Source organism: Sulfurovum zhangzhouensis, from assembly GCF_030347965.1.
Lineage (GTDB): Bacteria > Campylobacterota > Campylobacteria > Campylobacterales > Sulfurovaceae > Sulfurovum > Sulfurovum zhangzhouensis.
Map to the genome: position 1 here is coordinate 58,977 of NZ_JAQIBD010000002.1, position 21,499 is coordinate 80,475.

The 21,499-nt window shown below is 39.8% G+C and carries 18 protein-coding genes and 1 tRNA gene; 14 read left to right on the forward strand and 5 right to left on the reverse strand.

Annotated elements, in window-relative coordinates:
* Positions 1-142 precede the first annotated feature (142 nt).
* Positions 143-844, reverse strand: coding sequence for a DNA alkylation repair protein (locus PGH07_RS05445; RefSeq protein ID WP_289413224.1), 702 nt, complete (start codon positions 842-844; stop codon positions 143-145).
* A 352-nt stretch (positions 845-1,196) separates the two neighbouring features.
* Here PGH07_RS05445 and msrP point away from each other — a divergent pair, with 352 nt between their 5' ends.
* The 4 genes from msrP (at position 1,197) to PGH07_RS05465 (ending at position 5,775) form a co-directional block, all read left to right on the forward strand.
* A complete protein-coding gene (gene msrP, locus PGH07_RS05450; protein ID WP_289413227.1) occupies positions 1,197-2,156 on the forward strand; it encodes a protein-methionine-sulfoxide reductase catalytic subunit MsrP in 960 nt (319 codons plus the stop codon).
* Positions 2,156-2,704, forward strand: coding sequence for a ferric reductase-like transmembrane domain-containing protein (locus PGH07_RS05455; protein ID WP_289413228.1), 549 nt, complete (start codon positions 2,156-2,158; stop codon positions 2,702-2,704). The genes msrP and PGH07_RS05455 overlap by 1 nt, the downstream gene beginning before the upstream one ends.
* Before the next feature lie 121 nt (positions 2,705-2,825).
* Positions 2,826-4,292 (forward strand): phytoene desaturase family protein, encoded by a 1,467-nt coding sequence (locus PGH07_RS05460; protein ID WP_289413231.1) that lies wholly within the window; start codon positions 2,826-2,828, stop codon positions 4,290-4,292.
* Between the two features lie 334 nt (positions 4,293-4,626).
* A complete protein-coding gene (locus PGH07_RS05465) occupies positions 4,627-5,775 on the forward strand; it encodes an iron-containing alcohol dehydrogenase (RefSeq protein WP_289413233.1) in 1,149 nt (382 codons plus the stop codon).
* Positions 5,776-6,049: 274 nt separating this feature from the next.
* Here the strand turns inward: PGH07_RS05465 and PGH07_RS05470 are convergent, their stop codons facing one another.
* Both PGH07_RS05470 and PGH07_RS05475 read right to left on the reverse strand, forming a co-directional pair.
* On the reverse strand, positions 6,050-7,933 hold the full coding sequence (locus PGH07_RS05470; RefSeq protein ID WP_289413235.1) for a hypothetical protein: 1,884 nt from the start codon (positions 7,931-7,933) through the stop codon (positions 6,050-6,052).
* Positions 7,934-8,261: 328 nt separating this feature from the next.
* Positions 8,262-8,352, reverse strand: a tRNA-Ser gene (locus PGH07_RS05475).
* Positions 8,353-8,507: 155 nt separating this feature from the next.
* On the opposite strand from PGH07_RS05475, the gene PGH07_RS05480 reads away from it, so the two are divergent.
* The gene (locus PGH07_RS05480) at positions 8,508-8,633 is read left to right on the forward strand and encodes a hypothetical protein (RefSeq protein ID WP_289413237.1); all 126 of its coding nucleotides are present in this window, start codon (positions 8,508-8,510) and stop codon (positions 8,631-8,633) included.
* 22 nt (positions 8,634-8,655) lie between these two features.
* On the opposite strand, the gene pyrF is transcribed toward PGH07_RS05480, so the two are convergent.
* On the reverse strand, positions 8,656-9,348 hold the full coding sequence (pyrF, locus tag PGH07_RS05485; protein ID WP_289413239.1) for an orotidine-5'-phosphate decarboxylase: 693 nt from the start codon (positions 9,346-9,348) through the stop codon (positions 8,656-8,658).
* 68 nt (positions 9,349-9,416) lie between these two features.
* Here pyrF and PGH07_RS05490 point away from each other — a divergent pair, with 68 nt between their 5' ends.
* From PGH07_RS05490 to carB, 9 genes are all read left to right on the forward strand, one after another.
* The gene (locus tag PGH07_RS05490) at positions 9,417-9,950 is read left to right on the forward strand and encodes a peptidylprolyl isomerase (RefSeq protein WP_289413241.1); all 534 of its coding nucleotides are present in this window, start codon (positions 9,417-9,419) and stop codon (positions 9,948-9,950) included.
* A 61-nt stretch (positions 9,951-10,011) separates the two neighbouring features.
* Positions 10,012-11,910 (forward strand): NAD(+) synthase, encoded by a 1,899-nt coding sequence (locus tag PGH07_RS05495; protein WP_289413242.1) that lies wholly within the window; start codon positions 10,012-10,014, stop codon positions 11,908-11,910.
* A gap of 140 nt (positions 11,911-12,050) precedes the next feature.
* On the forward strand, positions 12,051-12,710 hold the full coding sequence (locus PGH07_RS05500) for a DUF502 domain-containing protein (RefSeq protein WP_289413245.1): 660 nt from the start codon (positions 12,051-12,053) through the stop codon (positions 12,708-12,710).
* An 80-nt stretch (positions 12,711-12,790) separates the two neighbouring features.
* Complete coding sequence (gene fabZ / locus PGH07_RS05505; RefSeq protein WP_289413246.1) at positions 12,791-13,240, forward strand: 3-hydroxyacyl-ACP dehydratase FabZ; 450 nt, start codon at positions 12,791-12,793, stop codon at positions 13,238-13,240.
* Between the two features lie 11 nt (positions 13,241-13,251).
* The gene (lpxA, locus tag PGH07_RS05510) at positions 13,252-14,043 is read left to right on the forward strand and encodes an acyl-ACP--UDP-N-acetylglucosamine O-acyltransferase (protein WP_289413247.1); all 792 of its coding nucleotides are present in this window, start codon (positions 13,252-13,254) and stop codon (positions 14,041-14,043) included.
* Positions 14,033-15,259, forward strand: coding sequence for an ATP-dependent Clp protease ATP-binding subunit ClpX (gene clpX / locus PGH07_RS05515; protein ID WP_289413249.1), 1,227 nt, complete (start codon positions 14,033-14,035; stop codon positions 15,257-15,259). The genes lpxA and clpX overlap by 11 nt, the downstream gene beginning before the upstream one ends.
* Positions 15,260-15,282: 23 nt before the next feature.
* Complete coding sequence (locus PGH07_RS05520; protein ID WP_289413251.1) at positions 15,283-16,317, forward strand: rod shape-determining protein; 1,035 nt, start codon at positions 15,283-15,285, stop codon at positions 16,315-16,317.
* A complete protein-coding gene (mreC, locus tag PGH07_RS05525) occupies positions 16,307-17,353 on the forward strand; it encodes a rod shape-determining protein MreC (RefSeq protein WP_289413253.1) in 1,047 nt (348 codons plus the stop codon). The genes PGH07_RS05520 and mreC overlap by 11 nt, the downstream gene beginning before the upstream one ends.
* A gap of 79 nt (positions 17,354-17,432) precedes the next feature.
* On the forward strand, positions 17,433-20,693 hold the full coding sequence (carB, locus tag PGH07_RS05530; RefSeq protein ID WP_289413255.1) for a carbamoyl-phosphate synthase large subunit: 3,261 nt from the start codon (positions 17,433-17,435) through the stop codon (positions 20,691-20,693).
* Positions 20,694-20,758: 65 nt separating this feature from the next.
* Here the strand turns inward: carB and PGH07_RS05535 are convergent, their stop codons facing one another.
* Positions 20,759-21,373, reverse strand: a complete 615-nt coding sequence (locus PGH07_RS05535; protein ID WP_289413257.1) for a hypothetical protein — start codon at positions 21,371-21,373, stop codon at positions 20,759-20,761.
* Positions 21,374-21,499: the final 126 nt, after the last annotated feature.

The following is a 21,499-nucleotide window of genomic DNA, read 5'->3' on the forward strand; positions in this document are numbered from 1 at the left end:
TTGTTTGTTTGAGTACCTGCTATTAATGGCAATTTCAATATCCTGGCATATTCCCTACAGAACTGTAAAGGGCTCTCATACCCTGGTATTCCTTCGTTATAAATGCCAAATAATATTAGTACCTTTATATATGTATCATCTCTCAAAATTTGCCTTTTAAGAATCCCTGTCTTTCGTTTTCATCAAGTCTTTCTATTGCGTATCTCAACATTGTTCTTGGCATTTTATTGTAGTGTTTAAGAAGGAACTTCCTTTCTGCCTGAATGTCCATTTTTCCAACTTCTCTGAGCATCCATCCGGTTGCCTTGTGTATCAAGTCTTCTTCGTCTTCAATCAGGATTTCGGAGATCGATAGCGTCTCTCCGAAGCGGTTGTTCTTGATGAAATATAATGTGGATACTATAGATATTCTCCTCTCCCACATATTTTCCGATTTGGAGAGCTTGTGAAGTACGGTAGTATCTTTTTCGAAGAGATGTGTTCCAACTATATGGTGTGCAGAAACGTCTACCAGATCCCAGTTATTTATGTAACTGGTATTTTTCAAGTATATGTCGAATATTTTATCTTTAGTTGTTTTGTCTCCCCTTTTGTAGAGGTTGGTCAACAATATGAGAGAAAACATCCTAATCTCATGGAATTCCGATTGGAGTAGCTTTTCCGCAACTTCGGGTTCTACCACCGAGAATCGTTTTGCCGTCTCCCTTAATTTTTCCATCTTTATCCCCAGGAATTTGTCTCCGTACGAATATTCTCCCTTTGCAGTTTTAAAAAATTTCTTTGTCTGTGCGGCCGTCTTTTTATCAGCAAGCGAGAGGAGATATTCTTTTATTTGCTGTTCCATTTTCATTCCTGTTGGTTTAATGCCAATATTATAATAGCGAAAACAAAGGAAGTTCATGATGTTTTTGATCAATATTCAGAAACCTGTAAATAAAGGGATTGTTGATAATTTCATAGTATAAAGAGCGACTTGAAACTTCAATAACCTCCTCACAAAGCCCTATTTTACTGTACTCTATAAAAAACAGGTTAGCTGTTTCGAACAAGTGATGTACAAATCTGGAGCGTCTGCAAAATACTCACCTCATAAATATGATGTATTTAAGCACAGTCTCTTCTCCACACTAATTACACCTATAATTACTATACTTTGTTAGAAAACAATTTATCTAAAGGATAAAAAAAGAGTCATCATGCATTACCGCAGAAAAAAAAGCTGGGAGATTTCAGAATCGTTCGTAACAGATGAAGTCCTGTTCGAAGGACGGCGCCGGTTTCTTAAGCTTGGGGCAGCTATGACGGTCAGCACTTCGGCAGTAATGGAGCTCGCAGCAAGCGAAAAGCTTCCTATGCCTAACCTGCATTACCGTAAGGATACGAATCCGCTTGGACTGGTACTTAACAGTTATGATCAGATCATCAGCTATAACAACTTTTACGAATATACAACCAGCAAGAAGGGGGTACGGCAGTTAGCCCGTAACTTCAAAACTGAACCATGGCGCATCAGCGTCGACGGATTGGTGGAGAATCCCTTTGAGATTGATTTCGACGATCTTTTAAATCGTTTTACACTAGAGGAACGTATTTATCGTTTCCGGTGTGTCGAGGGATGGGCGATGGTTGTGCCGTGGGTTGGGTTTGAATTAGCCAGTCTTATCCGTTATGCAAAACCGCTCTCAACTGCAAAGTATGTGCGCTTTGAGACACTTTACGATCCTGAACAGTTTCCTGACCAGCGCCGCAAGTTCTTCTCTACGATTGACTATCCTTATGTGGAAGGGCTGCGTATGGATGAGGCGATGCACCCGTTGACACTGATGACTGTAGGGCTTTATGGCCATACTCTCCCTCCACAGAACGGAGCTCCTCTGCGGTTGATTGTACCATGGAAATATGGTTTTAAGGGGATAAAGTCGATCCGAAGGATAACCTTTACTGACCATGAACCGCTCAACACATGGCAGAAGATGGCGTCAAATGAGTTCGGCTTTTATGCAAACGTCAACCCTGACGTCGATCATCCCCGCTGGTCGCAGAAACACGAACGGGTACTTGGAAAGTTCATCAAGCAGAAGACACAAATGTTCAACGGTTATGAAAAGGAGGTGAAGCACCTATACGCCGGTATGGACCTGAGAAAGCATTTCTGATGAGACAGTTGATACTTTCGTTCATCTTGCTGCAACCTCTGCTCTTTTTGCTCTATATGCTATTTATCAGCGGGGTGGAGGATCCTATAAAATTCATTTATACTTTGACCGGAGCGACAGCCCTGACCCTGCTCTATATCACGACAACACTGTCACTTCTACGCAGATCTATCAACCTACTTCGTTACCGTCGTACGGTTGGGCTCTTCAGCTTCTTCTACGCACTGCTGCACCTGCTAAACTTTCTTATCCTTGACATGGAACTTGACCTTGTGTCAGCTCTGAACGAGACTTTCGACAAACCGTTTATTTTCTTTGGCATGGCCAGTTTTTTGATTTTGCTCTTCATGGCCATTACATCACATAGATCACTTTTCCCACGATATTTTAAATACCACAAGATGATTTATATAGTGATACTGTTATCGACTATCCACTTCGTTATGGCGCAGAAAGCATTAAGTATACCCCAATGGGGATACCTGGGTGTGATGGCGTTGATCAGTATATTGAAGGTACTCCAGAGAAGCGGTATAGTTAAGCTTTAAAATGCATTTCTCTATTACCAAAAGATCTTTTTATTCCGTAAGTACGATATACTATAAACAAGTTGACGTTATAAAACATGAGAAGGGATTAAGTTGATTAAGTAACTGAAAGGTATATATTATGAAAACCATAACAATAATCGGATCAGGTTTAGGTGGTCTCACTGCCGGTGCTTTACTCTCTTTAGAAGGGTACAAAGTCACTGTACTTGAACAACATTACAAGGTCGGTGGGAGTGCTACAACTTTCAAACACAAGGGTGATTTTACCTGTGAAGTTTCACTGCATATGATGTCTGGAGTTTATAGCAGTTCCGGGTTAAAACAAATATTTAAAGCCCTAAGTGTATATGATAATGTTGAGTTCGTAAGGGTACCGGAGTTTTTTAGAGTATCCGGCAATACTCTAGACTTTACCATGCCTGACGACATAGGAAAAGCTATCTCTGCTTTATATCTAAAATATCCAAGTGAAGAGAAGGTGATTGATAAGTATTTTGACCTGATCAAAACGATATCCGATGAATACGGGAAACTCTTCACCGCACCTTGGTGGAAACTAGCACTATTCCCTTTTTTCTTTAAAAACATTGTCAAATACAAAACTGCTTCTGTCAAAGAGGTCATGGATAATTTGACTGAAAATGAAGAGTTGAAGCTCATACTGGATGCAAATGTCAGCTATGTGACTGATACGATTTATAATTTTAGTTTTCTCTATCATGCCATTGTCCAATACTCTTTCTACACAGGAGGCGGCTGGTATATCAAAGGCGGCAGCCAAAAACTCTCAGACCATTTAGCATCTGTCATCAAAAACAACGGAGGAGAGATCATCACAAGTGCCGAAGTCGTCAAGATAAATCATAATAATGAAAACTGCACAGGAGTAACCTATGTTCACGACAAAGAAAAAACCGAACTATCCAATGACATAGTAGTTTCAAACCTCTCGCCTACTTCAACCTATCAATTGGCAAATATACCCTACATAGAACAAAAAGAAATAGCTGCTTCTCACCTCGTAATCCACATCGGGTTCAATAAAAACCTCAAGTCTGTTTACGGCGAAAGGCCCTACTCCACTTTCCTCTTCAGAGATATCAACTCTATCGATGAATACGATAAAAGACTTCGGGGTGATGCAACAAAAAAAAGCATCACCTTTGTAGACTATTCCCAAATTGATTCAAAACTCACCGATGAGTCAAAATCTGTCGGTGCCATTTATACGACGGACTACCTCTCCAACTGGGAAAGTCTATCAGAAGAAGCATATCAACAAAAGAAACAAGAGGTGTTGGAGGAGTATCTCAATGTACTGGAAACCGAATACCCGAATATCAAAGCGTATATCGAATTTGCAAATGTAGGGACGCCAAAGACCATGCAAAAGTATCTCAAAACGCCAAATGGAACAGCCTACGGATTTGCCCCGACCAACCAACAGTTTTTTAGAAATCCGGAAGTGAAATCCGATAAGTTAAATAACCTCTATTTTGCAGGTGCCTGGGTTACAGGTGGTGGATTTGTTCCTACTATCGGCTCTGGAGGAATGTGCCATCATGCGATACTATCCAATAGCTAAAGATGTAACAAAACTAAATATTAGATCACTTTGGTCATGAAAATCGTGAATATTATATTGTTCAAATAAAACCTGATATATCAAAAATTGGCAGACTCTGCCAGACAAATAATAAACTAGAGTTACGGTTCAATTGCGTGTCAGCTATTGGTTGTACTCAGAACATCCTAGCGTATTCTCTAGTAATTTATATCACAAGTCTTATCTTTTCAGTTGTTCTCAACACAATTATCAAATATTTGGATAATCAGGCAATCGGTATGGATTATCATGCTACAGTATTCTGTAGGTATGGGCTATAATACGTCATATATTAATAATAAGGAGATTAGAAATGGTCAATTTCACTTATCAAAACCCAACAAGAATAGAGTTCGGCAAAGACAAAGAAAAAGAGATCGGTAAGTATATCGCTGCAGAGAATTTTAAAAAAGTACTTCTTACCTATGGTAGTGACCGTATCAAAAAAGACGGTTTGTTCGATATCGTTGTAAAAAGCCTTGAAGCAAATGGTATTGCATATATTGAGCTGGGAGGAATCGTCAGTAACCCGGTACTCTCAAAAGTCTACGAAGCAGTAGATCTGGCAAAAGAACACAGTGTTGAAGCCATACTCAGTGTCGGTGGCGGTTCTGTACTGGACAGCTCAAAGGCAATAGCGGCAGGTAGTCTATATGATGGCGATGTGTGGGATTTCTTTATCGGAAAAAGTGTTATCGAAAAGGCACTGCCGGTATTTGACATTATCACCCTTGCAGCGACAGGAAGTGAAATGAACACTTTTGCCGTGGTTACCAATGAAGCAACGAAGCAAAAATACTCTATCGCTTCACCGCACCTGTATCCAAAGGTTTCCGTCATCAATCCAGAACTTCAAAAGTCGGTCTCCAAGGAATACCTGGTCTACTCTGCAGCAGACATTATCGCCCATTCTATAGAAGGGTACTTTACTGCTTCATCACACCCGGACATCATTGCTGCTTATATCGAAGCGAACATTGCAACAGTTATGAAAACCACAGAAACACTGTTAGCAGATGAGGATGACTATGATGCACGCGGGGAGTTTGCTTGGGCAGCAACACAGGCACTAAACGGTACGACATACCTTGGAGTAGGAGGATATAGCTTTCCAAACCACATGATCGAGCATACGCTTTCTGCACTTTTCAATGTGCCACACGGTGCGGGTCTTTCAGTCGTTATGCCGGCCTGGATGAAAGGGTACGTTTCACAAAATGAAGGACAGTTCAAACGTTTTGCGCAAAAATTGTTTGGACTTTCCAGTGCAATGGAAGGAATAGAGGCATTGGAGTCATGGTTCAACAAGGTCGGTACACCAACCAGGCTTTCACAACTCTCGATCAAAGAAAGTGATATTGATGCGATTGTAGAGAATGCTTGCGAACATGCAAAAGCTTTCGGCTTGGCTGAAACATATACCAAAGAAGTACTCAAAGAGATTCTTCAAAAAGCATTGTAGGTTTAGTTAAAAATTTTTCAGAGTATAAAAAATAAAAAGCTTGATGTTCCCATGATTTCGGGCTTTTTTGGCTGAAAGTGAGGGATTCGAACACTTCGGTACCCTTCTCTCCAAGCCCTATTTTACGGCACCCTCTAAAAAACAGTTAGCTGTTGGCGAACAAATGACCTACAAATCTGGCAGACTCTGCCAAAATTTAAAAACCTTATAGAGTTATATATTTAATAATTTTTTTGTCATTCTTCTGTAGATAATCTACTGATGAACGTATGTCTCATTCTTCAAATTTCACATAAACACTTTTTACAGTTTTTAGTTCAGATACTGCATCAACAGATGTTCCTGCATGCCCTTCTATAAACACTTTAAAATATACATAATAATCTACATCTGGTTCTGCAGTAAATGAACAGGTATGTTTAATATCTCTTGACTCTGAATGTTCAACATCTTTAGCTGTGGTTAAATATGTCTTTAGATTATATTTATATTCATATCTACATTCGCTCTTTTCATCCTTCACATTATAAACTCCTGTTACATATCCTATATCCATATCAGTAAGCAAATTACCAAAGTAATAAGGAACAAATCCATGAATATAAAATTCAGCATGATAATCAACTATCATATTTCTCGCTTGACTACCAACATATTTAAAATTCCCTCGTAATTCGGTACTTCCCGATGTATCCCATGTAGTGGTATTAATCCAGATGGTACTCCTTTTAATCGGCCAATTATTAGCACTACCTGAACTCTCAGTATCAGCACCACTGACTCTGTGAACACTCCAATATGGAGATGATTCAGTAAATCTATTATCGATAAAATCAGTAGCTAGGCCAAAACCATATGTAATATTCCCATCAGAAGACTGAGTATAATCAGCATTATAATTAGAAACCGTTGCTGATCCAATTTCTAATGAATTGAGGGTTAACTCTGTGTATATCCCATACTCACCTATTGGCACGGACCCACAATCATACTCAACAACCCTGTACGCATTGTTTGCATTAACATGATTGCCATCCCAATAGTCATATGTACGGCCGAGTACCTCATGACTACCAACAATTTCACAAGTATAAAAATTTTTATTACTGTCATTGTAAGCATATAGCGAACCAAACTCTACGGGGTATACTGTTGGACTTATATGTAAAAAACGTAATCCGAATTTATCTTTATCAGTACCGGTATACAACATACTATAAAATAATGCTCGTTTAAAGATTGCATCCGCATCAGAAGGTAATTTCTGTTCTCCATACAGTGTTGCATTTCTTAAAACAAGACTTGCGGCATTATAGATAAAGCTGTTTTCATTCTCCATGTTTCTAACTTCATTGTAGAACATATCCTTATAGTCGTTATATCGGATTTCTGCAGTATTGTTATCGTCAAGAGCTTTGTATGCCTCAACTACAAGATTTGCTCCAAGTATTTGGTTGTTCAGAAGTTTAGTACTAAAATATTCCAGTCCTTGATAAGCAGTCATTAAAAGAGTATCATCCCCAGATATTTCAGTCATAGCCTCATCAACATAGGTTGGAAAGGCTGTGTATGGATTCGTAAGAATAGAATCATTAATACCCTGCATTGCATTATCTATATCCCATAGATTTAAAATTTGTGAGGATAGATTCAATATTGTTGTATGGTTTATGTCTCCAGGTTTTACATAACTGCCATCTGGGTTTTTCATTATGTCTCGTAAATGCCTTGAACCTGTATGAATATAGGTTACCGAATCATTTGGCCAGTTTACAGCTAACAGGATCTTGTCCGTATCTATGTTAAGCTCTTTGTTAATGTCGCTTAATTCTGTTTCTATCGTAGAAAGTTCTTCCTCGATTTGAACTAGCGTATTTTCAACATTTTTTAGAGTTTTCTCTATTTCCTCTTCCTGGGCAGTACTTGGATCCTCTATCCCAATTAACACCAGAATATTTCCAAATACCTCGCTGCCGGCACTGCTTAGAAAACCATTTGAAAGGCCTTTAAGAATAAACCAGGCTAACTCTCCTTCCCATCCTTCAGAAAGTGTATCCTCTACCTTTGTATTTTCAGAATTATTGGAATTGCATCCCATGGTTAATGTTATGATTAAACCTATTACTAATATCAAAATAAAATTTTTTTTCATTTTCATATTTACTCCCTATTCCTATAACTCTTAGCTCTATATACGCCATCTTTAATCATTATAACTGTATATAACATAATTATAGTTAATAGATATTATGTTGGTTAATACTGGATTTACATTCCAAATCAGTCCCTATCATCCCAATGGGAATGCATGCCAAAGTATGAATAAACTGACTAGAATAACCCTTATAACCTTACTCTATAGAATGCTTTCTTTTCATACATGAATAAGTAATTTATATGGAAACAGATATAGAAAGTAAAATACTATAGATATATCAGCTATTTTTACTCTGAAAATATGTTAGTTTATGGGATCAAATAAGAAGTGGCGGACAGTGAGGGATTCGAACCCTCGGTACCCTTACGAGTACGCATCCTTAGCAGGGATGTGGTTTCAGCCAACTCACCCAACTGTCCATGTGTTTTGTGGATGAGATTATAGAGCATGAAGCTTAAATAAAAGCTTAAAAAAAACTTTTTTTTCTCTTTTTTATCACTCATCAAAAAAGCTTATTTATGTAATCATATATATAGTATGATTACACATAAAATTCATGAATTTAGGTCTAACCATGTTAAAGAAATTAATTCCACTCGTTATTTTGGCATTTTTTGCTATAGGAGCATATTTTATGAAGATGGGAATGGATAATGCCGTCAATATGGCAAATCCTAAGAAAGCTCAGAAGTCTGAATAAGACTTCCGTAAAAAGATAGTGTTTAAAAACTTGAGATCACTTCAAGTATCTGATCTACTTTTGCCTGAGGGTTGCTGTCTTTATAGATAGGACGCCCTACGACCGGATAGTCTACTCCCTCTTTATTTGCCAGTTCCAATGTAGCTACACGCTGCTGATCTCCTGCATCTTCGCCAAATGGTCTGATCCCCGGACAAAGGGTCAAGAACTTATCAGAAGTAGCCGCTTTGATCGCTCTGCTCTCAAATGTACTGCACACAACACCATCCAGTCCGTTCTCATAGCTCATCTTGGCAAACTGCTCAGCCTTTTCATCAATGCCTTTTTCATAGATCGCCTGAAAATTCTCTTCATCAAATGAAGTCAATGCTGTAACAGCCAGTACCAGGGGGCGATTTTCATATGTAGAGAGTCTTTCCATCACAGTCTTCATCGCTACAGGGCCTGCGCTTGCATGAATATTGAACATATCTACACCGATCTTTGCGATCTCTTCAGCTGCATCTGCCATTGTATTGGGGATGTCATAGAGTTTAAGGTCCAGGAATATCTTAAAGTTTGGATTGATTGCTTTGAGTGCCTCGATAAACGGCTTTCCGTCACGGATGTAAGAGCGAAAGCCTACTTTCATCCAAATATCATACGATTTAAGAGATTCTGCCAAAGACAGGTTCTCCTCTGCTGACGGAAGGTCAAGTGCCACACAAAGTTCCATAGTTTAAGCCCCTAAAAAATTATTGGTATAATTATACTTTAAAATTAATATATAAGGACTAAACGACTATGTTTGGAAGAAGACGCGAGACAAAGAGATATGACATCCCTCAAGATATTATGGAAACATATAACTATGCGAAGATCACAACAAGTAAAGGCAACATCTGGGTAAAACTTTACGGTGAAGATGCTCCAAATACAGTGGCAAACTTTGCACACCTTGCAAATGAAGGTTTCTACAACAACCTTAAATTCCACAGAGTAATCCCAGGATTCATGGCTCAAGGTGGATGTCCACACTCAGGACCTGGTGGTAACCCTACAATGGCTGGTACAGGCGGTCCGGACTGGTGTATCGACTGTGAAACAGATACAAGTACACAAAGACATAGACGTGGTGCACTCTCTATGGCACACGCAGGTCCAAACACTGGTGGTAGCCAGTTCTTTATCTGTTTTGTACCATGTCCACACCTTGACGGTGTTCACACAGTATTTGGTGGAATTGAAGAAAATGATACAGAGAGCTTCATGGTTCTTGATCAGATCGAACAAAACGATGCGATCGAATCTATCGAGATCTTTGCTGAAAAAGCATAATTATCAAACACCCTGTTTCCACTCATTTTGAGTGGAAATAAAAAACTTCTAAAGGACACTCATGTTCGGATACTATCGTGTTGCATCTGCAGTCAATCAAACTACTGTAGCAAATCCTGCCAAAAATGCTAAAGAAGTTATCTCTCTTATTAAAGAAGCACATCAAAAAGAGGTTTCTGTCATTGTATTTCCAGAACTTACCCTTACCGGATACACTGCCAGTGATCTTTTACTTAACCAAACCCTCCTGCAAGCACAAGAGGATGCACTCAATAAGATATTAAAAAATATAAAAGAGATAAATACTATTGTCATCCTCGGTTACGCGCATATTGAAGCCGATAGGCTCTATAACTGTGCAATCGTACTTCAAAACGGTAATATCCTTGGACTCGTACCAAAAACCTACCTGCCGAATAAAAAAGAGTTCTATGAAAAACGCCAATTTGTAAGCGGCAAAGGAATCGTTAGAACTACTACTTCGCTTAAGGGGGATGAAGTACCGTTCGGTGTTGATCTTCTCTTTAATGATGGTAAAGACATGACCTTTGGTGTAGAGATATGTGAAGACCTCTGGGCCGTTACTCCGCCGAGCAATCACATGGCGAGCAATGGTGCAAACCTGATCTTCAATCTTTCAGCGAGTAATGAACTCATAGGTAAGCATGAGTATCGTGAAGAGTTGGTCCGTACACAAAGTGCACGTTGTATGGCTGCATATGTTTATAGCTCAGCAGGTGTGGGAGAATCTACCACAGATACCGTATATGGCGGACATGCAATCATCAGCGAATATGGTACGACACTCAAAGAAAATGAACGTTTCAGAATGGATAGCCATTTTATCACTGCGGATGTTGATCTGGAACGTCTCAGATGGCTCAGACTTAACGAGACAAGTTTTAGTGACGGCAGACGTAAACCGGTAAGTACCATCAAAGTAAGCCCTACTCCTGCTATCAGCGCTGTGGAGCGTGAGATCAATCCTATGCCGTTTGTACCTTCCCAGTATGCGGACAAGCAAGCAAGATGCGATGAGATCGTACAGATACAGGCGCACGGGCTGATCAAGCGTATGACACACGCACATATCCAAAAAGCCGTGATAGGCATCTCCGGTGGGCTTGACTCTACTCTTGCCCTGCTCTCTACGCATAGAGCTTTTGATATCATGGGATGGGATCACAAAGATATCGTGGCGATCACTATGCCCGGTTTTGGTACTACTACACGTACCAAGAGTAATGCAGAAAAGCTATGTGAGCGTCTCGGTGTGACACTCAAAACTGTAGAGATCACCAATCTCTCGCTTAATGAATTTGAAGCGATCGAGCATGATCCTTCCGAGCATACTGTTACTTATGAGAATGTACAGGCAAGGGCTAGAACTTCGATCCTGATGAACACTGCCAACAAGATTGGTGGTCTTGTGATCGGTACGGGTGACCTCAGTGAAGTAGCCCTGGGATGGTCAACATATAACGGTGATCATATGAGTATGTATGCGCTCAACTCAAGCATCCCCAAAACACTGGTACAGTATGTTATCGAATACTTCAAATCAGAAGAAAAAATCGCAGCGATCATCGATGATATCCTTGCAACACCTATCAGCCCCGAACTGCTTCCGCACAAAGAAGATGAGATCGTACAACACACCGAGTCTATCGTGGGACCTTACGAGCTACATGACTTCTTTTTGTACCACTTTATCAAGTATGGCGCAAAGCCTGAAAAGATACTCTACCTAGCGAAGAAAGCGTTTGATATTAAATACGATGAAGAACATATCAAAGAGTGGCTTACCCTATTCCTCAAGCGCTTCTTTACTCAGCAGTTCAAGCGTTCATGCATCCCTGACGGCCCTAAAGTCGGTACGATCAGCCTCTCTCCTAGAGCTGATTGGAGAATGCCGAGCGATGCAGATTTTGAGACGTGGATAAAAGCTTTAGATAATTAAAAATGCGAATATAAACTTTCATTTTTAATTCTTTTTTATCAGCTAGTTCTATTTATTCGCATCTATATTGAAATATAGAAAAATATTAAACCGAGCAAATATGATATGATACGACTAAATATATCTAAAGGAAGAGGATAATGAACAACACCCCGCTCAAACACTTCACACATACCGTACTACAGGGACTTTTTGGACTACTTCCCATCACGATCTTTGTTGTCTTGATCCTCTGGATGTACGGTAAGGTCGACCTATTTGTAGGCTGGATGTTCAAAACTGTCGGGTTTACTCCTGAACACCACAAGTTCTTGTGGTTTTTACTGGCTTTGGGGATTTTCGTACTTCTTTTATACTTTATGGGACTCCTGATAAAGACAAGACTTATCGGTTACTTTGAAAAACTATTGACAAAGCTACCCGGCTATAAGACGATCAAAGACCTTATCAACATCTTCAACTCCTCCAAAGAGGGAGAAAACCGTGTTCTTGTCGTAGTGATCAAAGGGTTTGCCAATGAAGGATACAATATCGGGCTGATGTATTCGCAAAAAGAGAGTATCATCAAAGACCACTACACTGTAACGCTTTCTATGTCCCCTATCCCTAATGGCGGATATATGTTTGAAGTACATAAGGACAACATCTATGTGATCGAAGAAGCTACCTTTGATGATAACCTTCAGTATCTACTCTCGATGGGTGTCAAAAGCTTTGCAGAAGTGGTCAAAAGCGAGCCAAAACCCCTGGATACGCTCCCCTCACTCTCTTCCTGGCTTACAACCCATAAAGCCAGCTAAGCCATAGCTGGTTTCAGCCTAATAGACCTTTTAGCATTACTTCGATAGAATATTACGAAATTTAATAACTGAGGTTTATTTTGCTATACAACGTAACAGAAATTCAAAAGATATTACCACATAGATACCCTTTCTTGCTAGTTGACAGAATCACGGAGCTAGAAGCGGGAAAATCTATCGTGGGATACAAAAATATCACTATTGCTGAGCCTGTATTTCAAGGGCACTTTCCTGATCACCCTATCTATCCGGGCGTAATGATCATTGAAGGTATGGCTCAAGCCGGTGGTGTACTTGCATTTGAAAGTATGAGCGATGAAGAAAAAGCAAGCAACACTGAAAAAGTTGTTTACTTTATGAGCATCGATAAAGCAAAATTCCGTGCACCCGTAACACCGGGAGACCAACTTGTATACAAACTTGAAGTGATCAAAAACAAAGGTGCGGTTTGGAACCTGGACGGGAAAGCCTATGTTGACGATAAGCTAGTGGCTCAAGCTGAGCTTAAAGCTATGATCGTAGACAAGTAGGATCAGAGTAGATGTCAAATATTCATCCAACAGCTATTATAGAAGATGGTGCACTGCTTGGAGAAAATGTCACAGTCGGCCCTTATGCGTACATCGGTCCAAAGGTAAAGATCGGTGACGGTACTTCCATTGCAGCACATGCTGTGATCGAGGGAGACACCACAATCGGGAAAAACAACCGTATCTTTTCCCATACTGCGATCGGTACTGTCCCGCAAGATCTTAAATTCAAAGGTGAAGAGGTTCAACTCATCATCGGTGATAACAATACGATCCGTGAGTTTACTCTTTTTAATCCGGGAACTGAAGGCGGTGGCTCTGTCACAAGAGTGGGAAACGGTAACCTCTTTATGGGGTATGTACATTTAGGACATGATGTAATTATCGGTGACAACTGTATCCTTGCCAACGGTGCGACACTGGCAGGACATGTTGAGCTTGGAAATCATGTTGTGATCGGTGGGCTTACACCGGTTCACCAGTTTGTTCATATCGGTGACTTTGCTATGATCGGTGGAGCTTCTGCTCTATCACAGGACATCCCACCATTCTGTTTAGCCGAAGGAAACCGTGCAACCCTACGTGGACTAAACCTTACAGGGCTTAGACGTGCTATGGATCGCGAGGATATCAACGCACTGAAATCAGCTTATAGAGAACTTTTTGAACAAGGACAGCCTCTTCAAGAAGTAGCAGCATCTCTGCTTGAAAGTACTGATTCAGCAAAAGTCAGACAACTCTGTGAGTTTATCCAAGCTTCTAAAAGAGGAATACCTTTTACAAGGAATGAGAATGTCAAATAAACAAGAATGTAGTTTTTGTCATGCTACAGAGAGTATGGAAAACCCGCTGATCGCAGGTGAAGGGATATATATCTGTTCAAACTGTGTTATTTCTGCCTATAAGATCCTTTTTGGTGAAGAGGAACAAGAGGAGATAAGCAGTGCCGAGATCGCTCATACGCTTTATACACCAAAAGAGATGTATGAGATGCTCAGTGACTATGTCATCGGTCAGGAAGAAGCGAAGAAGACACTTTCAGTAGCTGTGTATAACCACTATAAACGTATTTTTAGAGATATAGATCAAGAAGATGATACACAAATTTCAAAGTCCAATGTACTTCTAATCGGACCGACAGGATCAGGTAAAACACTTTTAGCACAAACTATTGCAAAATTTCTGAATGTACCTATCGCTATCGCCGATGCGACCAACCTCACTGAAGCAGGATATGTCGGGGAAGATGTAGAGAATATCCTTACAAAGCTTTTAATGGCTGCTGACGGTGATGTTGAACTTGCTGAACAAGGTATCGTATTTATCGATGAGATCGATAAGATCGCACGTATGGGAGAAAACCGTTCTATCACACGCGACGTATCAGGAGAAGGTGTACAACAGGCCTTACTGAAGCTTATCGAAGGTTCAGTGGTCAATATCCCGCCAAAAGGTGGGCGTAAACACCCTAACCAGGATTTCATTCAAATAGACACCACCAACATCCTTTTTGTATGCGGTGGGGCATTTGATGGATTGAGTGATATCATAAAAAGACGAATCGGTGGTAATACTTTAGGCTTTGGTCAGGAAAAACGTTCAAAGATGGAAAGTGAAGACCTTTTGCATCTTGTTGAATCTGATGATCTGGTATCCTACGGGATCATTCCGGAACTCATCGGTCGTTTACATATCTTTGCTACGCTAGGCAAAATCACTAAAGAAGCAATGGTACGTATCCTGGTTGAACCTAAAAACTCACTGGTGAACCAATATCAAAAACTCTTTGCTATTGATGATGTGAAATTGACATTTGAAGATGAAGCATTGCAGCTCATTGCTCAAAAAGCGATCGATAGAAGAACCGGAGCACGTGGTTTGCGTTCGATCCTGGAAGAGATATTGCTAGATATCATGTACGAACTTCCAGAACTTGAGGGATATGAAGTTGTGATCACAGAAGATGTCGTAAGCGAAGGTGCCAAACCTGTTTATATCAAAAATAAAAAAACTGCATAAAGAAAACCGGAAGGAAGAAATAGATGTTTAAAAAATTATTAGGTATGTTTTCCAATGACCTGGCGATAGACTTGGGAACTGCAAACACGCTTGTACTTGTGAAGGGACAGGGTATCGCTATCAATGAACCTTCAGTCGTTGCAATACAGTACGACAAACATGGTCAAGAACGTATTTTGGCTGTAGGACAGGAAGCAAAAGAGATGGTGGGTAAAACACCGGGAAATATCAAAGCGATCCGTCCTATGAAAGACGGTGTTATTGCAGATTTTGAAGTGACTGAGATGATGATCCGTTACTTTATCGAAAAAGCGCACAAGAGAAAAGGCTTCCTTTCACCGCGTATCATTATCTGTGTACCGTATGGCCTGACACAGGTTGAAAGACGTGCGGTAAAAGACTCTGCACTTAGCGCAGGTGCAAGATATGTATACTTGATAGAAGAGCCTATGGCTGCAGCTATCGGTGCAGGATTGCCTGTGAAAGACCCGAATGGTAACCTTGTAGTAGATATCGGTGGTGGTACGACCGAGATCGGTGTTACTTCATTGGGTGGTCTTGTTCTCAGTAAATCTATCCGTGTAGCCGGAGACAATCTGGATCAGGCTATCGTTGATTACATCAAAAAGAACTTTAACCTTCTTATCGGTGATCGTGTTGCAGAAGACCTTAAGATCAAGATCGGTACAGCAATCCCACTGGATGAAGAACTGACTACGACAGTGAGAGGTAGAGACCAGGTAGACGGTAGCTTAACTTCAATAGAAATCACCTCCGAGCATATAAGACAAGCGATGAAACCTTCACTTGAAGAGATTGCAGATGCATTAAAATCTGTTCTTGAAGAGACTCCACCTGAACTTGCAGGTGATATCGTAGAAAACGGTATCGTTCTTACAGGAGGCGGTGCACTGATCAGAGGATTGGACAAATATCTATCTGATGCTGTAAAACTACCTGTATTTATCGCAGAAGAACCACTTTTGGCTGTTGCAAAAGGAACAGGAAAAGCACTCGAAGAGATAGACCTACTACAACAAACATCTTATGAAGACTAGACTTGTTATCATTGTCATACTGTTACTGATCCTGACAGTACTTCTTACAAGAAATGATGAGCGTATCACCAATACGCTTATCAATATTATAAATCCTCTCAAACAACATTATAAGAACTTTACACAGGATATTGAGGATAAGAGTCAAAGCTATATTTTTCAAAAAGAATCTATTGAGAAACTTGCTAGAGAAAATAGAATACTCAGACAACATCTATTGGAACAGACACATTATATCAAACAGGTAAAAGATATCTATAGTGTACTGCCATCACTGGAACGTTATCCTGTACAAAATATTTCTATCACAGATACGATCTCTTATGTAAAACTCAACAGTTTTTCACAAATATTGCTTACAATGCCTAAGAACCTAAGACAAAACAAACTCTACGGTTTGATACAAAAAAATGTGGTAGCTGGTATTGCCCAGGTAAAGAACAATCAACTTTTTGGTTACCTTACTTCAGACAAAATGTGCCGTTTTTCAGTCTTTATAGGTCCAAACAAAGCACCCGGCATTGCTGAAGGCTTACAGCAAAATGAGATGCAGATCAAATTTATCCCTAAATGGTATGAGATAAAGGTGGGAGACACGGTTGTTACTTCCGGACTGGATGCAATTTTCTTTGAAAATATTCCTGTAGGGATCGTCACAAAAACTGAACTTCACAGCTCATATAAAGTGGCATATATCAAGACATATAGTGATATCTTCCATCCAAAAACATTTTTCCTTATCAATGATGCCAAAGCAACACTCACTGAAAACTATGACGGTAATGATACACATTTGAAACAAAACTACTATACCGTACCTAAAACGATCGAAAACAATGCTTCAAAACCATACTTCGAAAATGAAAAAGAAAAGAAAACAGTTGTCTCCAGTATACCTAAACGTATCGATCAGACCCAAGATGATATAGTAGAGCCAGAGACACCTACAGAAGAGAAAGAAATAGAGAAAAAAATAAAAAAACAAAAAGAACGTTATATTCCTGAACAAAACAACGATCAACTCGACCTTTTTTAAGCCCTTATTTTGGCTCTTTGGATATAATAATATCCTAAAAAATAGGGTATAAATACCCTGCCAATAAGGTGATCTTTCCATGCCAAAACGCAATGATATCAATACTATATTACTTATCGGTTCAGGACCAATCGTTATTGGTCAAGCATGTGAGTTTGACTACTCTGGTACACAAGCTGCTAAAACGCTAAAAGAGCTAGGCTACAGAGTTGTTCTTATCAACTCAAACCCTGCTACGATCATGACAGACCCTGAGTTTGCAGATAGAACCTATATCGAACCTATCACTGAAGAGGTGGTTTCCAAGATCATCAAACAAGAGAAAGTTGATGCAATACTCCCGACAATGGGTGGGCAAACTGCACTGAACGTTGCAATGAGTATGCATGAAAAAGGAATGCTTGATGGTATAGAGTTCCTGGGAGCGAATCCGGAAGCGATAAAAAAAGGTGAAGATAGACACCTTTTTAATGAAGCAATGATCAAGATCGGGATGGATCTACCGAAAAGTGCCAATGCCTACAGTGTTGATGAAGCGATAAAAGTGGCAAAAGAGATCGGTTTCCCTGTGATCAGTAGAGCCTCTTTTACACTTGCAGGTGGTGGTTCCGGTGTAGCATACAACATGGAAGAATTTAAAGATCTTGCAAAAGCAGGTATTGAGGCAAGCCCGATCAATGAAATCGAGATCATGGAATCAATGCTTGGGTGGAAAGAGTACGAGATGGAGGTTATCCGTGATAAAGAGGATAACTGTATCATCGTATGTTCTATCGAAAACTTTGATCCTATGGGTGTACACACGGGAGACAGTATCACTGTTGCACCTGCTCTTACTTTGACAGACAAAGAGTATCAAAACATGAGAGATGCATCTTTCAAGATCCTTCGTGAAATCGGAGTTGATACAGGTGGATCAAACGTTCAGTTCTCTATCAATCCTGAGACAGGGCGTATGATCGTCATCGAAATGAACCCGAGAGTAAGCCGTTCATCGGCATTGGCTTCCAAAGCGACAGGTTACCCTATTGCAAAAGTAGCAACACTTCTTGCCGTAGGATTTACACTTGATGAGATTACTAACGATATCACCGGAACTCCTGCAAGTTTTGAGCCGGTTATTGACTACGTTGTAACCAAGATTCCAAGATTTACTTTTGAAAAGTTCCCTAATGCAAACTCTACGTTGACTACAGGTATGAAGTCTGTCGGTGAAGTAATGTCTATGGGAAGAACGTTCAAAGAGTCATTCCAAAAGGCACTTTGTTCACTTGAAACGGGTCTTACAGGTTTTAAATCGATGGACTGTGACGGTGAAACGCTTGTACGTGAAATCAGAAGACCAAATGATCAACGTATGCTTTATGTCTACGAAGGTCTTAAACGCGGTATGACTGTTGATGCGATCTATGACCTATGTAAGATCGATAAATGGTTCCTTTATCAGTTTGAAGAGATGGCAGCTACTGAGAAATCAATGGATGTCGCTATGCTTAATGATGCTGTTAGACTAAGAGCTGCCAAATCAGAGGGCTTCAGCGATGCAATGATCGCTGAGATCATCAACAAAAAAGAAGGTCTGAACCTTACTGAGAACGATATCTATACTGCCAGAGAGAAACAAGGTGTAGCACTTGAATATAACGAAGTAGATACCTGTGGAGCAGAGTTCAAGGCATTGACACCATACCTTTATTCGACAACGAATATTACAAAGCTTCCGACAGTAGAAGCTCCTGCAAGTGAAGACAAAAAAGTACTTGTGATCGGTGGTGGTCCTAACCGTATCGGTCAAGGTATCGAGTTTGACTACTGTTGTGTACATGCAGCATTTGCCATCGAAGATATGGGTATGAAGTCGATCATGTATAACTGTAACCCTGAGACAGTTTCAACTGACTATGATACTTCTGATATCCTCTACTTTGAGCCAATAGATTTCGAACATGTTAGAAACGTGATTGAAGTTGAAAAACCAGATGGTGTTATCGTACACTTTGGTGGACAAACACCTCTGAAACTAGCTAAAAACCTTACGGCAATCGGTGCAAATATCGCCGGAACACCTGCTAAGGTGATCGATCTGGCTGAAGATAGAGAGCAATTCTCTACATTCATCAATGAACTTGGTCTTAAGCAGCCTGATAACGGTACAGCATTTGCAAAAGATGAGGCAATGGCTATCGCTAACCGTATCGGCTATCCTGTACTAGTACGCCCTAGTTTCGTTCTCGGTGGACGTGGTATGCGTACAGTATACTCTGATAATGAACTTAGACAATATATGGATGAGGCAGTAAGCGTATCCAATGATGCACCTGTACTTATCGACAAGTTCCTTGATAGTGCAGTAGAGCTTGATGTTGATGCGATCTGTGACGGTAAAGATGTCTACATCGGTTCGATCATGCAGCACATTGAAGAAGCAGGTATTCACTCAGGAGACTCGGCATGTTCACTTCCTCCGGTTAGTATCTCTGAAGAACTTCAGGAAAAAGTCAAAGAGCAAACAGCTCAGATCGCACTTGGTATCGGAGTAATCGGACTACTGAATATCCAATATGCGATCCACAAAGGTGAGATCTATCTGATCGAGGTTAACCCGAGAGCTTCAAGAACAGTACCGTTTGTTTCAAAAGCAACAGGTGTACCATTGGCAAAAGTAGCTACAAGAGTAATGATTCAAGGTGATCTTAAAGAAGCACTCAAATACTACGATACATTTAATGTAGTAAACTTTGATAAGAAGATCATGGAGCCAAACCTCAAAAACCACGTTGCAGTTAAAGAAGCGGTATTCCCGTTCAACAAGCTACCTGGTTCAGACCTGATCCTTGGGCCTGAAATGAAGTCTACCGGTGAAGTTATGGGAATAAGCGATAACTTTGGTATGTCTTTTGCAAAAAGCCAGTTTGCAAGTAAGAACAATATCCCACTAGAAGGTAAACTCTTCTTCTCTCTAACAGAAGTAGATAAGCCACAGGCTGGTGAGATCGGTAAGATGTTTGTTGATCTTGGGTTTGAGATCGTAGCAACTTCAGGAACACATGCAGCACTTGAAGCGGCAGGTGTGCCATCAACAAAAGTACTAAAAATCTCTGAAGGCCGTCCAAACGTGGATGATATGATCAAGAATGGCGAAATTGCACTTGCGATCAACACAAGTGACAACAAATCAAGTAAAGATGATGCAAAAACTATCAGACAGTCTGTACTTAGCAATAATGTCGCTTACTTTACGACGATTGCAGCAGCACGTGCTACTGCACTTGCGATAAAAGAACTTAAAGAACACGGTAGAGATCTTGAGCCTAAAGCGATCCAAGACTATTTAGCATAAGGTTTATCTGGTTACACCAAGAAGGTGTAACCTACTTCCCCCATAACCTACTAATTAATCTTTTTTTACTTCTTACCTTTATTATCATTTTTAGATTTTTTGTGTGACTTTTCTTTTTTATGCTTATGAGGTTTTTCATCATAATAACTTTTATCATCATAGTAGTCATGTTGATGTTCACCTAGATAATGCTTGTTATGTTCATAGTAACCTTTTTTATAATTCGGATTCTTGATATCTCTTCCATACTGTCCAACATACCCTTGTTTATAATAGCTGCCACCGACTAATCTTCTACCGTCATAATAATAGTATCCATCTCTCCAGTCGCCGCCATAGTAGTATTTATTGTTATAAAAATAGTATGGTCTGTCATCTTGATACCTCGGTTTATCAAACAAACTATAATTTCTCTGATACTGGTCATAGTAACCTTGTTCATAATAACGTCCTCCATAAAACCTTTTACCGTCATAATAGTAATATCCTTCTCTCATTTCACCGCCATAATAGTATTTATTATTATAGAAATAGTATGGTCTTTTGTCTTGATAGCGCGGTTTGTCAAATACACCTAACACTACTTGTGTTATAACTTGTTCTACAAGAGACCCAGCAGAGAGTTGTACCGGAAGATATAAACTCGCGCATACAATTGCTGATATCATTACTTTTTTCATTATCTATCCTGCTATTAATATTTTTCATATTATAAAATAAAATTGTGGAATTATTGCAACATTTACTTTATATGCTACATAACTCAAACAAAACAAATACATTTTTACAAATATTTATACTTTTGT